The organism is Sphingomonas sp. (genome assembly GCF_036402235.1).
In the GTDB taxonomy this organism is placed as follows: Bacteria; Pseudomonadota; Alphaproteobacteria; order Sphingomonadales; family Sphingomonadaceae; genus Sphingomonas.
In genome coordinates this window covers 38,960-52,760 of the sequence record NZ_DASWTG010000050.1, presented here as the reverse complement: position 1 = coordinate 52,760, position 13,801 = coordinate 38,960, and the positions used below count along the sequence as shown (strand labels likewise).

Sequence of the window (13,801 nt, the reverse complement as noted above, 5' to 3'; positions counted from 1 at the left end):
TCCCCGCCTGCGCGGGGATGACGAAGGGGATTAACTGGCACCTGTTCAACGGCTCACATCCACCGTCACGTCGGCCGATAGGCCGGCAATGAGCTGGCGGGGGCTCTTCTCGTCGATCGCGATGCGCACGGGCACGCGCTGGGTGACCTTGACCCAGTTGCCGTTGGCGTTCTGCGCCGGAAGCACCGCGAACTCGCTGCCGGTGCCCGCGCCGATCGAGGCGACATGGCCCTTGAGCTTGAGGCCGGGATAGGCGTCGAAACTGACTTCGGCGGGCTGGCCGACGCGCATCTTGTCGAGATCGGTCTCCTTGAAGTTCGCCTCGACCCACGAGCCGCCCGAGCGGACGATGGTGACCGCGGGCAGGCCCGACATCATCATCTGCCCGATCTGCAGCCGGTCGGCCTGGCTCACCACGCCGTCGACCGGCGCGTAGCGCGCGGTGCGCGAGAGATCGAGCGCGGCCTTGTCGCGCTGCGCCCGCGCCGCGGCGATGCCGGGATTGACCCCAGGCACGGCGGCGCCATTGGCAAGCTTGGCCCGCGCTTCGGCGGCGCCGGCGATGGCGCTCTGGTAACTCGCCTTGGCCTGCTCGACCGAGTGAAGCGCCTGCTCGTAACGCGCGCGCGTGGTGAAGCCGCGGTCCATCAGGGCCTTCTGGCGATCATAGTCCTCCTGCGCGGAGGCGATGCGATCGCGTGCAGCCTCGATATCGGCGCCGGTGCCGACATAGCTCGCCTGGAGCGTGCCGACCTGGACCTGCGCGCTGGCGATCGCGGCGTCGGCCTGTTCGAGCGCGATGCGATAGGGATCGGGATCGATGCGGAACAGCAGGTCGCCGGCCTTGACGACCTGGTTCTCCTTGACCGCGACCTCGACGATCCGGCCGGCAACGTCGCTCGCGACCGAGACCTTGTCCTGCTGGACATAGGCATTGTCGGTCGAGACGGTGCCGCCGGATAACGTCCACCAGCTGCCCACCGCCGCGATCAGCAGCAGCGGCACGCCGAACATCAGCAGTGGGCGCAGCCAGCGGCGCTTACGTGGTTCGGGAGCGATCTCGATCGCCTCAACTGTGTCGAGCTTGGGATCTGCGTCAGCCATTGGCGGCCTCTTTGCTTTCGCTCGCCTTGATATCGTCATCGGCGAGAAGGTTGGTGCGCAGCGAAACCAGCGCAGCGTGCATCCGGGTCCGGTCCTGCGGATCGACGCCCTCCATCACCTCGTCGATCATCGCATCGGAGATGGCGCGCAGCTCGATCAGGATCGGTTGGGCCTTGTCGGTGAGGTGAATGCGCCAGACGCGGCGGTCAGCGGGGTCGCGCCGGCGTTCGGCCAGCCCCGCATCCTCGAGCCGGTCGATCATCCGGCCCACGGTGATCGGTTCGACCTCCAGCAGATCGGCGAGCATGCCCTGATTGCAGCCCTCGTTGCGCTTGAGCACGCTGAGCGTGTGCCACTGGGCGCGGGTGACGCCGATGCGGCGTGCGCGCTCGTCGAACCGCTTCCGCATGAGGCGGGCGATGTCGTTGAGAAGGAAGCCAAGGGAGTCGGGCATGGTACGCGATATAGTAAGCATGCTTATAGTTTTCGATAGGTGATCAGTTGCAATCTGAAATGCGACGATTGCAGATTGTGCAACTCTCCGGGGTTTCACCGGGCGGCAAAGTGCGGCATCCCGCCGCGATGCAGATTCAGTATTTCGAGAGCTTCGACGGGACGTCGATCGCGTGGCGGGAGGTGGGTGAGGGCAGGCCGGTGGTGCTGGTCCACGGCTATTTCTCCGATGCCGAGACCAACTGGATCAAGTACGGCACCGCGGCGAAGCTGGCGTCGGCGGGGTTCCGGGTGGTCATGCCCGACCTGCGCGCGCATGGCGAAAGCGGGAAGCCGCACGGCGCGGAGGCCTATCCGCCCGATGCGCTGGCGATGGATGCCGAGGCGTTCATCGCGCACCTCGGCCTCAGTGACTATGATCTGGGCGGCTATTCGCTCGGTGCGCGGACGACGGTGCGCGTGCTCGCGCGGGGGATCGCACCGAAGCCGCGACGCGTGGTGCTGTCGGGCCTTGGCGACGAGGGCGTGGTCGATACCGGACGGCGCGCGGGCTTCTTCCGCCGGGTGCTGACGCATTTCGGCAGCTTCAAGCATGGCGACAAGGAATTCATGTCGCAGGCCTTCCTCAAGACCACCGGCGGCGATCCTCAGGCGCTGCTCGGCGTGCTCGACACCTTCGTCGACACGCCTGAGGCCGAAGTGGCGACGTTCGACCTGCCGGTGCTCGTCCTGGGCGGCGCGGCGGACGACGAGGTCGGATCGTTCGAGGGGCTCGTCGCGATGCTGCCGCAGGGCCGCTTCGTCGAGATCCCCGGCAATCATATGAGCGCGGTCACGCGCGCCGAGCTGGGCGATGCGATCGTATCATTTCTGACTGCTTGACCCGTTCACAGGGCGGGAGCAGTGTCCGCCGCATCCACAGAACACGACTCTCGAGGGGCTCATGATCCGCACCGGAATTTCGACCATCGCGCTCGCGATGCTGCTGGCCGCACCCGCTGTCGCGCAGGAGCGGCAGGCGCCGGCTCCCACGGGTGCCGCGACCCCGGCGGCGGCCGACGCGTTCCTCAAGCGCGCGACCAAGGAATATGAGGAATTCTCGATCGACGACGCGCGGATCCAGTGGCTCTACGCGACCTATATCAACGACGACACCTCCGCGCTGGTCGCCAAGAGCCAGGCCGAGGGCACCGAGATGGCGGTGCGCTTCGCGTTGGAGGCGGCGAAGTACGACAAAGTGAGCGGCCTGTCGCCCGACACCAAGCGCCAGCTCGACATCCTGCGCAGCGGCATCACCTCGCCCGCGCCGACTCGGGCGGGCGCCGCGGCTGCGCTGTCCAAGCTGCAGACCGACATGCAGACCGTGTACGGCACCGGGAAGGGAACGCTGAAGGGCGAGCCGGTCAACGGCAGCGACATCGAGGCGGCGATGGGCACCAACCGCAACCCCGCCGAGCTCAAGGAGATGTGGACGAGCTGGCACGACAATGTCGGTGCGCCGCAGCGCGGTGACTATCAGCGTGCCGCGGGCCTGCTCAACGAAGGTGCGCGCGAGCTCGGCTTCAAGGATGTCGGCGCGATGTGGCGCTCCAACTACGATATGCCGCCCGAGGAGTTCGCCAAGCTCACCGACAAGCTGTGGAACGAGGTGAAGCCGCTCTACGAGTCGCTGCACACCTATGTCCGCTGGAAGCTCAACGAGAAGTATGGCGATGCCGTCCAGCCCAAGACCGGGCCGATCCGCGCCGACCTGCTCGGCAACATGTGGGCGCAGGAATGGGGCAACATCTACGACGTCGTCGCACCGCCGGGCGCCGGCGATCTCGGCTATGACGTCACCGAGCTGCTGACCGCCAAGAAATATGACGCGATCAAGATGGTGAAGACCGGCGAGGGCTTCTATTCCTCGCTCGGCTTCGCGCCGCTGCCCGACACCTTCTGGAAGCGCTCGCTGTTCGTGAAGCCCGCGGATCGCGAGGTACAGTGCCATGCATCGGCCTGGAACCTCGACAATGTCGACGACCTGCGCATCAAGATGTGCATCAAGGTGAATGGCGACGATTTCGTCGTGATCCACCACGAGCTGGGCCACAACTACTATCAGCGCGCCTACAACAAGCAGCCGTTGCTCTATCGCACTGGCGCGAATGACGGGTTCCACGAGGCGATCGGGGATTTCGTCGCGCTGTCGATCACGCCCGACTATCTCGTCTCGATCGGCCTGCTCGACGCCGCCAAGGTGCCGAGCGCGGACAAGGATACCGGGCTGCTGCTGCGCCAGGCGATGGACAAGGTGGCGTTCCTGCCGTTCGGCCTGCTGATCGACAAGTGGCGCTGGGGCGTGTTCTCGGGCGGGATCAAGCCCGCGGGCTATCAGGGCGCCTGGGATGCGCTGCGGCTGCAATATCAGGGCGTCACGCCGCCGGTGAAGCGCGACGAGACCAGGTTCGACCCGGGCGCCAAGTACCACATCCCGGCGAACGTGCCCTATACCCGCTATTTCCTCGCGCGACTGCTGCAGTTCCAGTTCTACAAGGCGGCGTGCGACCAGGCGGGCTGGAAGGGGCCGCTTCACCGCTGCTCCTTCTACGGCAACAAGGAAGTGGGCAAGAAGCTCGACGCGATGCTCGCGATGGGCGCGTCCAAGCCCTGGCCCGACGCGCTGGAGGCGTTCACCGGCAGCCGCGAGATGAGCGGCGCGGCGATGGTCGAGTATTTCGCACCGCTCAAGGCGTGGCTCGACGAGCAGAACAAGGGCAAGCCGACCGGCTGGTGAGCCGCCTTATTTCGGCAGCGTTTCGTCTCTAGCCTCTCCCGGTTCATAACGACCGGGAGAGGCTGGATGCGTGGATTGACCCTATTGGCTGGCGCAATGATGCTGGCCCTGCCTGCGAGCGCGCAGGTCGCGCTCGAATTGCGGCCGGGCGAGACGCTGCTGGAAGTTCAGGCGATCGGGCAGGCGACTGTGGCCCCCGACGTCGCCTATCTCAATATCGGCGTGATCAGCACCGGCGCGACCGCGAAGGAGGCGACCGACGCCAACGCCGTACAGATGACGAAGGTCATCGCGGCGATCCGCGCGGCGGGGATCGAACCGCGCCACATCCGCAGCCAGCAGATCAACGTCCAGCCGCGCTTCGCCCGAAGCAATCCGGCGGACTATGAGGGGCAGGCGCAGATCACGCACTATGTCGCCAACAACAGCGTCGCGGTGACGGTGACCAAGCTGGACCAGGCATCGGCGGTCGTGACCGCGGCGTTCGGCGCGGGCGCCAATTCGGTCAACGGCCCCAATCTTGGATTGATCGACGATGGCAAGGCGGTGGCGGAGGCGCGCAAGGACGCGCTTGCGCGTGCCCGCGGCGAGGCCGAGACCTATGCCGCCGGGCTTGGCATGCGGGTCGTCCGGCCGTTGCGGGTAAGCGAGCGCGGGCGAACGGCGGACAACGGCGGCGACAACGGGATACGCTATCGTGTCGAGCCGGCCGGGGGACGCATGATGGGAGGCACTGCGGAGACACCGATTTCGCCGGGTCAGGTGCGCCAGAGCGTGATGCTGTGGATCGACTACGCGCTCGCGCCCCAATGAGACGCGGCGCGGGTCGTTACTTCTTGGGCTTTCCGCCCTTGGCTGCCGGGGTGTCGGCGGGGCCTCCGCCGCCCTTCTTGACCGCGTAGAAGATTCCCGCGGCGGCCGCGCCGATCGCGGCGACGCCGCCGATCACCGAGGCGAAGAAGTTGCGGTCGCCCATCTGCTCGCGCTTGTCGGCGACGAATTGCGCGGGTGCGGATTCGCTGACGGTCTGAGCGGCCGAGTGCGCGGCGGCGCTGACCTTGGCTGCTGCCGCCTTGGCAGCAGCACGGGGCGCGCTCGGCGCCGCCTTGGGCTTGGCGGGCGCCTTTGGCTTCGCCGCAGCCGCGGGCTTGCGCGCCGCGGCCTTGCGGCGGGGCGGGGGCGCCTTGTCAGCCGCTGCGGTTGCCGTCTTGGGAGCCACCCCGGCCTTGGCCGGAGCCTTCGCGGGCGCTTCTGCCTTCGGCGCGGCCGCCGGCTTGGCAGCGGGCTTCTCTGCCGGGGTTTTCTTCGCCGCCGCCTTTTTCGGCGCGGTGGGCTTGGCTGCCTTGGGCGCGCCCTCCGCGGGGGCGTCGCCTGCCTTGGTCTTCGACGTGCTCGGGGCCTTGGCCATCACGATCCTCCACTGGTTTCGTGTCTGTAACCACCGTGAAGCAAATCGGTTTCCGCCGTCAATGCGCGATGGTTACCGGAAGGAGCGGCGCGTTGCCGCCACCGCTTAGCGGAAGGGCGGCTCGTTGAACGCGCGCAGCTTGCGGCTGTGCAGCTTGGCGCCCTCGCGGCGGAGCTGCTCGCACGCCTCGATCCCGATCTTCAGATGCTCGGCGATCGCGCGTTCGTAGAAGCGGTTGGCCTGGCCCGGCAGCTTGAGCTCGCCGTGCAGCGGCTTGTCCGAGACGCAGAGCAAGGTGCCGTAAGGGACGCGGAAGCGATATCCCTGCGCGGCGAGCGTCGCGCTCTCCATGTCCACGCCGACCGCGCGGCTCAAGGAGAAGCGCAGCGCCGAGCGCGAGAAGCGCAGCTCCCAGTTGCGGTCGTCGGTGGTGACGATCGTGCCGGTGCGCAGGCGGCGCTTGAGCTCGTCGCCCGACTGGCCTGATACCGTCTCGGCCGCACGGGCGAGCGCCTGCTGCACCTCGGCGATGGCCGGGACGGGGATCTCCGGCGGGAGCACGTCGTCGAGGACGTGATCGTCGCGCAGATAGGCGTGGGCGAGCACATAGTCGCCGATCCGCTGGCTGGGGCGCAGGCCGCCGCAATGGCCGATCATCATCCACGCCTCGGGCCGCAGCACGGCGAGGTGATCGGTGATCGTCTTGGCGTTGGAGGGGCCGACGCCGATGTTCACCAAAGTGATGCCAGTGCCGTCCTCCGCCATCAGATGCCAGGCCGGCATCTGGTGCCGGCGCCAGGCGCCGTCGGTGAGCAGGGTTTCGGGGTCGTCGCCCGCACGAATGACGATGCCGCCGGGGCCGGAAACGCCGGTGAAACGGCTTGCTTCTCCCGATTCATCCGCACCGAGCTGAGCACAGGCCCAGCGAACGAATTCATCGACATAGCGGTGATAGTTGGTGAACAATATGTACTGCTGGCTGTGCTCCGACGGGGTCCCGGTATAGTGGCGCAGCCGGGCCAGGCTGAAATCGGTGCGCAAGCCATCGAATAGTGCGAGCGGGCGGGTCTGGTCGAGGCTGATCCAGGTGCCGTCGGCGATCTCGTCCCCGATATGCGCGAGCTCGGTCGCGGGGAAGTGGCGGGCGAGCTCGAGCGCCGACACTTCGTCGAGCCGCAGGGCATGGCCGGGATCGAGCACATAAGGGAAGGGGATCTCCTGCCGGCCGGGGACCGCCGAGACCTCAACGTCGTAATCCTCGATCAGCAGGGTCAGCTGCTCGATGAGATAGTCGGCGAACATTGCCGGCTTGGTCACGCTGATGGCATAGTCGCCCGGGGTGACGAGGCGACCGAAGCTGCGCGCCGGAGTCGGGCGGTTGACCTCGTCGCGATAGCTCAGATGGATCTCGGGATAGGTGAAGCTGCCGTCCTTGCGGCGCTCCGGATCGGGCGCGATGCCCTTGGTGAGATAGAGGTCGAGAGCGTCCTGAAGGCGGGTCACGGACGCGGTGTAGAGCCGATCCAGTTCGGCGACGATATTTTCTGCTGTTGTCATCTTCCACGGCTAATGCGCCAAGATGACATCCGCAAGTCTTTTGGGGCAAGGCCGCGGAAGGTCCGAAATGTGACGCGCGGGAGGAACCCGCGCGCCCGGACGGCTTACTTCGCTTCTTCTTTCTCGCGCAACTTGCTGATGCCATAGGCGGCGCCCGCAACTGCGGCGGCGGCGCCCGCGGCAACCGCGGCGGTGGCTGCGGGATGCTTCTTCGCGGTCTCGATCGCGCTGTTCACGGCTTCGGTCACCGCTTCGCGGGCGTCGGCCAGCGCGTCCTTGGTGCGATCGCGCAGCGAATCCTGGGTGTCGATCTGAGGCGTCGTCGGGGTGGTCTCATCGATCATCACGCGTCTCCTTTCCAACGACAGAACCGCCTGCGGGCGCGGCGGTTCCCCTCAGCCGAGGTGGACCGTCGCGCCCGCGAAACGTTCGGACCGGTCAGAGATTCTCGAGCAGATGCTCGGCCGAGCTGACCTTGAACTCACCCGGCGCCTCGACGTGGAGCTGCTCGACCACGCCGTCATTGATCAGCATCGAGAAGCGCTGGCCGCGGGTGCCGAGGCCGAACTTGCTGCCGTCCATCTCGAGGCCCACCGCCTTGGCGAACTCGCCATTGCCGTCGGCGAGCATCGTCACGTCGCCGGCATCGGCGCTCTTGCTCCACGCGCCCAGGACGAAGGCGTCGTTGACCGCGGTGCAGGCGATCTCGTCCACGCCCTTGGCCTTGAGCTCGGCCGCCTTCTCGACATAGCCGGGCAGGTGGCGCGCCGAGCAGGTCGGGGTGAAGGCACCGGGCACTGAGAAGAGTGCGACCTTGCGGCCAGCGAAGAATTCGTCCGAGCTGACCTGTTCCGGGCCGTTTTCGGTGGGCTTGACGAAGGTGGTGCTGGGCACGCGATCGCCGACTTGGATGGTCATCTGGACTCTCCTTGCTGAATGAAACCGTTTGGCCTGAGCCTGTCGAAGGCCTGCCCTTCTTACTCGCGCACGTAGGGGCAGAAACCCCCTTCGACAAGCTCAGGGCGAACGGCTTTCTGCCGTTCGTTTTTCAAGCGTGGCGGAGCCGATCGGCTGCCGATATGTTGAGTCCGCATGGAGTCCTCAGCGTATCTCACCGGCCAGATCCTGCTCGCGCTGCCCGGGATCGGCGACCCGCGGTTCGAGCGCGCGGTGATCGCGATGTGCGCGCATGACGAGCATGGCGCGCTGGGCATCGGCATCGGCCAGACCGTGTCGGGGCTGGGGCTGCACGAGCTGCTCCAGCAATTCGAGATCGATCCGGGGCAGGCGCCCGACGCGCCGGTGCATTTCGGCGGGCCGGTCGAGCCGCGGCGCGGTTTCGTGCTCCACTCGACCGACTGGGGCGGGCAGGACACGGTGGACGTCGCCGGACGCTGGGCGCTGTCGGGGACGATCGACGTGCTGCGCGCGATCGCCGAGGGCAGCGGTCCAGCGCACTGGCTGGTCGCGCTGGGCTATGCCGGCTGGGGCGAGGGGCAGCTCGACGAGGAGATGACGCGCCACGGATGGTTCAACGTGCCGGGCGCGATCGAGCTGCTCTACGATATCGATGTCTATCAGCGCTGGGAGCAGGGCTTTGCGCGCGAAGGCATCGACCCGCGGCTGCTGGCGCCGAGCACGGGCACTGCGTAGGTGCTACTCCCCATCATATAAAGATATCTTTATGTTTCATTTGCGCTGGCGCGGCGAATTCGCTAGGGGCGCGGCGATGCCGCCGGGATTCCCGGCGCGAAGCTTCACAACTGGAGAACCCGTCGTGGCCACCGTGCTCGAAAAGACCGATTACGTCGTCAAGGACATCTCGCTCGCCGATTTCGGCCGCAAGGAGATCGAGATCGCCGAAACAGAGATGCCCGGCCTGATGGCGCTGCGCGCCGAGTTCGGCGCGAGCAAGCCGCTCAAGGGCGCGCGCATCACCGGCTCGCTGCACATGACGATCCAGACTGCGGTGCTGATCGAGACGCTCGCCGATCTCGGCGCCGAGATCCGCTGGGCCTCGTGCAACATCTTCTCGACCCAGGACCATGCCGCCGCCGCGATCGCCGCGCGCGGGATTCCCGTCTTCGCGGTCAAGGGCGAGACGCTCGAGGAATATTGGGACTATGTCGTCCGCATCTTCGACTGGGGCACCGACACAACCTGCAACATGATCCTCGACGATGGCGGCGACGCCACCATGTTCGCGCTGTGGGGCGCGCGCGTCGAGGCGGGTGAGGCGCTGTTCACCCCGTCGAACGAGGAAGAGGAGATCTTCGTCGCGACGCTCAAGCGCTTCCTGGCCGAGCGTCCGGGCTATCTCACCAAGACCGTCCAGACGATCAAGGGCGTGTCGGAGGAGACCACCACCGGCGTCCATCGCCTGTACGAGCTGGCCAAGAAGGGCAAGCTCCCGTTCCCGGCGATCAACGTCAACGACAGCGTCACCAAGTCGAAGTTCGACAACCTCTATGGCTGCAAGGAAAGCCTTGTCGATGCGATCCGCCGCGGCACCGACGTGATGCTGGCCGGCAAGATCGCCGTCGTCGCCGGCTTCGGCGATGTCGGCAAGGGCTCGGCCGCGTCGCTGCGCAACGGCGGCGCGCGCGTGCTGGTGACCGAGATCGACCCGATCTGCGCGCTGCAGGCGGCGATGGAGGGCTATGAGGTCGTGACGATGGAAGAGGCGGCGACCCGCGCCGACATCTTCGTCACCGCGACCGGCAATGCCGACGTCATCACCGTCGACCACATGCGCGCGATGAAGCCGATGGCGATCGTGTGCAACATCGGCCACTTCGACAGCGAGATCCAGATCGCCGGCCTCGCCAATATGAAGTGGACCGAGGTCAAGCCGCAGGTCGACCTGGTCGAGTTCCCCGACGGCAAGCAGATCATCATCCTGTCCAAGGGCCGCCTGGTGAACCTGGGCAACGCGACCGGCCACCCGTCCTTCGTGATGTCGTCGAGCTTCACCAACCAGGTGCTGGCGCAGATCGAGCTGTGGACCAAGGCGGACGAGTACAAGAACGAAGTCTATGTCCTGCCCAAGCACCTGGACGAGAAGGTCGCGGCGCTCCACCTCGAGAAGCTGGGCGTGAAGCTGTCGAAGCTCTCGCAGCAGCAGGCCGATTACATCGGCGTGCCGGTGGAAGGGCCGTTCAAGCCGGATCACTATCGCTACTGAGAAGTCGGCGCCGCCGACGAAGTGCGACTGTCGAAAATGAAAGGGCGCGTCCCGCAGCGGATGCGCCCTTTTGCATGGCCGTTGTTTACGTTTTGGGAAGGGTGCAGGCGGCAGGTGTGATACGGGCGCAACACTCGGGCGGAAAACTGCAACAGAGGGTTGCGCGATGAAACCCAAGAGGCGCATCCAAGCCCATTGAGGAAACCGCATAAAAGGGGACCAAGTATGCGTTCTGTTATCTCCCGCAAGGCCGGCTATCGGCTTGCGACTTCGTTCACCGCAATCATCTTCGCCGGCGCTGTACCTGCCTTCGCGCAGGATGCCGCGACGATGGAGCCCGATAGCGAAGAGACCGTCGTCGTCACCGGCTCGCGCATCGCGCGTCCGGAGCTTTCGCTGCCCAACCCGGTCCAGGTGATCACCTCCGAGACGGTCGAGCAGTCGGGCAAGACTAACCTCACCGAATTCCTGATCGATACGCCCGCGCTGCTCGGTTCGCAGAGCAACCAGGACGTGGCTGGCTCCAACCTCAGCAACGCGCAGAATGTCGGCGTGAACATGCTCGACCTGCGCAACCTCGGGACGCAGCGCACGCTCGTGCTGGTCGACGGCCGCCGCCACGTCGCCGGCTATCCCGGCATCGCCGCGGTCGACGTGAACACGATTCCGTCGGACCTGGTGAAGAGCATCGACATCCTGACCGGCGGCGCCTCGGCCATTTACGGTGCGGACGGCGTGACCGGGGTGGTCAACTTCATCCTCAAGGACGATTTCGAGGGCCTCCGCCTGCGCGCGCAGGCCAACATCTCGGAGCGTGGTGACGCCGGCTCGCGCTTCGCCGCGGTGACGTTCGGCAAGAACTTCGCGGATGGCCGCGGCAATGTGACCTTGGCATATGAATTCCAGGAGACCGACCGCTTCAGCCAGCGCGACCGCCTGAACTACGGCCTGACCGGTCCGTCCTATGCGTTCGGCCGCAACCCGAATGACGGCCCTCCGGGCAGCGCGACGGACGATCCGAACGTGCCCGACCGCATCCTCTACACCGACCTGCGCTGGGCCGACAGCTCGCCCGGCGGCGCGGTCGATCTGGATGGCGACTTCGTGCCGGATCGTACCGGCGAAGGCGGCATCTACGACCTCGGCACCTATGTTCCGGGCTCGGCCTTCACCGTGGGCGGTTCGAGCACTCCGCGCGAGACCTATTACGGCGACTATATGCCGTATACGCGGCGCCACATCGCCAATGTCATGGCAAAGTTCGAGTTCAGCCCGGCGCTCGAGATCTATGCGCAGGGCAAGTATGTGCGCTCGAAAGCCTATACCTTCTCGCAGCCGACCTACGACTTCTACACCGAGCTGGCGCCCGACAACGCCTATCTGATCCAGCGCTACGGCGCGGCGGCGATCAGTGGACCCGCGATCTTCAGCCGCGACCATTTCGATTTCGGCATCCGCCGCTACGAAATGGAGCGTGAGCTGTTCCGTACCGTCGTCGGCGCCCGGGGCGATATCGGTTCCGGTCTGAAGTACGATTTCTCGTACGTCTTCGGCCAGTCGACGCAGGAATCGACCAACCGCAACGACCGCATTGCCGACCGCTATTATGCGGCGCTCGATGCCGTGGTGAACCCGGCCAACGGCCAGATCACCTGTCGCATCAACCTGCCCGGCCAGACCAATGTCAACGGCGTGAGCTATGGCAACGGCGTCGTGTTCAACGGCGCGCCGGTGACCTTCACGCCCGGCCAGTGCGTCCCGCTCAACATCCTGGGTGAGGGTTCGCCCTCGCAGGCGGCGCTCGACTTCTTCACGGTCGATCACTCCGATTGGGCGCGGATCAAGCAGCATGTCGTCTCGGCTGTGCTCACCGGCAACACCGAATCCTACTTCAAGCTGCCCGGCGGCGGGATCGGCTTCGCGCTCGGCGCCGAATATCGCTCCGAAAGCAGCCATTACATTCCGTCGGATGTCAGCCTGCGCGGTGTGCTGATGGACAATGCGCCGGCCCGCGTCGACAAGGGCAGCTTCGACGTCAAGGAACTGTTCGCCGAAATCAACCTGCCGATCCTTGCGGATCTGCCGTTCGCGCATAACCTCTCGGTCGGCGGTGCCTATCGTCTGTCGGACTATTCGACGATCGGCCGGACCAACACCTGGAACGTCAACGGCAGCTTCTCGCCGGTCCGCGACATCACCTTCCGCGGCACCTATTCAGAAGCGGTTCGCGCGCCGAACATCACCGAACTGTTCGCGGGCGGCAGCGGCACCTATGAATTCATCATCGATCCGTGCGGTCCCGATCGCCTGGCGGAAGGCACGCAGTATCGCGCTGCCAACTGCACCGCGGCGCTGACCGCCGCCGGCCTGACGCCGGCGCAGCAGGCCGCGTTCGATCCGGCGAACGACTTCACCTCGCCGCAGAACAGCAGCTTGCTCGGCTTCCAGGGCGGCAACCGCACGCTGAACGAGGAAACGGCGAAGACTTGGACCGTGGGTACGGTGCTGCGTCCGCGCTTCATCCCCGGGCTTTCGATCACGGCGGACTGGTACAACATCAAGATCGAGCAGGCGATCAACTATTCGACGGCCCAGTCGGTGGTTGACCTCTGCGTCGACCAGCCCACGCTCGACAACATCTATTGCGAAGTGATCTCGCGTAGCGGCACCACCGGCTACATCAACTTCTTCACGATCATTCCGGAGAACGTTGCATCCTATGAGACCGCGGGCCTTGACGTGTCGCTGAGCTATCGTTTCCAGCCGTTCGCCAATGCCGGCACCTTCACCGTGCGGGCGCAGGGCAACTATCTGGACAAGCTTCAGTTCGTGCCGACCGCCGGCGCGGATCCGGAGAATGACCTGGAATCGTCTGCCTATCCGGCGCCGAAGTACAGCGCGACCTTCGACCTCACCTGGACGAAGGGGCCGCTGACGCTCAACTACGGCGTGAACTGGTGGTCGAAGACCCGTCGCGTCACTCCGGAGCAGGAGCGCGCGAACCCCGATTACGTCGCGCCCGAGTACATCTGGTACAAGGAGAGGTGGGAGCATGAACTGTATGTCGCATATAGCGTCGACGATAAGTACGACGTCTATGCCGGCATCAACAACCTGTTCGACATGAAGCCCGACGTCGCTGCGACGGGCTATCCGGTCAGCGCGGTCGGCCGCTCGTTCTTCCTGGGCGTGAAGGCCAAGCTGTTCTGATTTGAACGCAAAGACCAGATCGAAGGGGCCGGAGCGCAAGTTCCGGCCCCTTTTTCATGTCGGTCCGGCGCGTACGCCATTCTGTTTCGCGGTCCGGGTTTTCGCGCGC

General features: G+C 65.9%; 12 protein-coding genes. 6 read left to right on the top strand and 6 right to left on the bottom strand.

Features of this window, described 5'->3' with window-relative positions; all coding sequences use genetic code 11:
* Positions 1 to 45 precede the first annotated feature (45 nt).
* Together VGD28_RS10095 and VGD28_RS10090 are read right to left on the bottom strand one after the other, a co-directional pair.
* A complete protein-coding gene (locus VGD28_RS10095) occupies positions 46 to 1,104 on the bottom strand; it encodes an HlyD family secretion protein (protein WP_331028211.1) in 1,059 nt (352 codons plus the stop codon).
* A complete protein-coding gene (locus tag VGD28_RS10090; protein ID WP_331028210.1) occupies positions 1,097 to 1,558 on the bottom strand; it encodes a MarR family transcriptional regulator in 462 nt (153 codons plus the stop codon). Before VGD28_RS10090 ends, VGD28_RS10095 begins: the two co-directional genes overlap by 8 nt.
* 128 nt (positions 1,559 to 1,686) lie before the next feature.
* Between VGD28_RS10090 and VGD28_RS10085 the strand changes: the two genes are divergently transcribed.
* The 3 genes from VGD28_RS10085 to VGD28_RS10075 all read left to right on the top strand — a co-directional run bounded on the left by VGD28_RS10085 (position 1,687) and on the right by VGD28_RS10075 (position 5,146).
* Positions 1,687 to 2,439: an alpha/beta fold hydrolase gene (locus tag VGD28_RS10085; RefSeq protein ID WP_331028277.1), complete on the top strand. Its 753-nt coding sequence runs from the start codon at positions 1,687 to 1,689 to the stop codon at positions 2,437 to 2,439.
* 61 nt (positions 2,440 to 2,500) lie between these two features.
* Positions 2,501 to 4,333 (top strand): M2 family metallopeptidase, encoded by a 1,833-nt coding sequence (locus VGD28_RS10080; RefSeq protein ID WP_331028209.1) that lies wholly within the window; start codon positions 2,501 to 2,503, stop codon positions 4,331 to 4,333.
* A 96-nt stretch (positions 4,334 to 4,429) separates the two neighbouring features.
* Complete coding sequence (locus tag VGD28_RS10075; RefSeq protein WP_331028208.1) at positions 4,430 to 5,146, top strand: SIMPL domain-containing protein; 717 nt, start codon at positions 4,430 to 4,432, stop codon at positions 5,144 to 5,146.
* A 16-nt stretch (positions 5,147 to 5,162) separates the two neighbouring features.
* On the opposite strand, the gene VGD28_RS10070 is transcribed toward VGD28_RS10075, so the two are convergent.
* The 4 genes from VGD28_RS10070 to VGD28_RS10055 all read right to left on the bottom strand — a co-directional run bounded on the left by VGD28_RS10070 (position 5,163) and on the right by VGD28_RS10055 (position 8,216).
* Positions 5,163 to 5,741: a hypothetical protein gene (locus tag VGD28_RS10070; RefSeq protein WP_331028207.1), complete on the bottom strand. Its 579-nt coding sequence runs from the start codon at positions 5,739 to 5,741 to the stop codon at positions 5,163 to 5,165.
* A 105-nt stretch (positions 5,742 to 5,846) separates the two neighbouring features.
* On the bottom strand, positions 5,847 to 7,298 hold the full coding sequence (locus tag VGD28_RS10065; RefSeq protein WP_331028206.1) for an AMP nucleosidase: 1,452 nt from the start codon (positions 7,296 to 7,298) through the stop codon (positions 5,847 to 5,849).
* A 104-nt stretch (positions 7,299 to 7,402) separates the two neighbouring features.
* The gene (locus tag VGD28_RS10060; protein WP_331028205.1) at positions 7,403 to 7,642 is read right to left on the bottom strand and encodes a hypothetical protein; all 240 of its coding nucleotides are present in this window, start codon (positions 7,640 to 7,642) and stop codon (positions 7,403 to 7,405) included.
* A 94-nt stretch (positions 7,643 to 7,736) separates the two neighbouring features.
* The gene (locus tag VGD28_RS10055) at positions 7,737 to 8,216 is read right to left on the bottom strand and encodes a peroxiredoxin (protein WP_331028204.1); all 480 of its coding nucleotides are present in this window, start codon (positions 8,214 to 8,216) and stop codon (positions 7,737 to 7,739) included.
* A 174-nt stretch (positions 8,217 to 8,390) separates the two neighbouring features.
* Here VGD28_RS10055 and VGD28_RS10050 point away from each other — a divergent pair, with 174 nt between their 5' ends.
* The 3 genes from VGD28_RS10050 to VGD28_RS10040 all read left to right on the top strand — a co-directional run bounded on the left by VGD28_RS10050 (position 8,391) and on the right by VGD28_RS10040 (position 13,692).
* Complete coding sequence (locus VGD28_RS10050; protein WP_331028203.1) at positions 8,391 to 8,951, top strand: YqgE/AlgH family protein; 561 nt, start codon at positions 8,391 to 8,393, stop codon at positions 8,949 to 8,951.
* A gap of 124 nt (positions 8,952 to 9,075) precedes the next feature.
* On the top strand, positions 9,076 to 10,482 hold the full coding sequence (gene ahcY, locus VGD28_RS10045; RefSeq protein WP_331028202.1) for an adenosylhomocysteinase: 1,407 nt from the start codon (positions 9,076 to 9,078) through the stop codon (positions 10,480 to 10,482).
* A gap of 225 nt (positions 10,483 to 10,707) precedes the next feature.
* Positions 10,708 to 13,692 (top strand): TonB-dependent receptor plug domain-containing protein, encoded by a 2,985-nt coding sequence (locus tag VGD28_RS10040; protein ID WP_331028201.1) that lies wholly within the window; start codon positions 10,708 to 10,710, stop codon positions 13,690 to 13,692.
* The last annotated feature ends 109 nt before the right edge of the window (positions 13,693 to 13,801 follow it).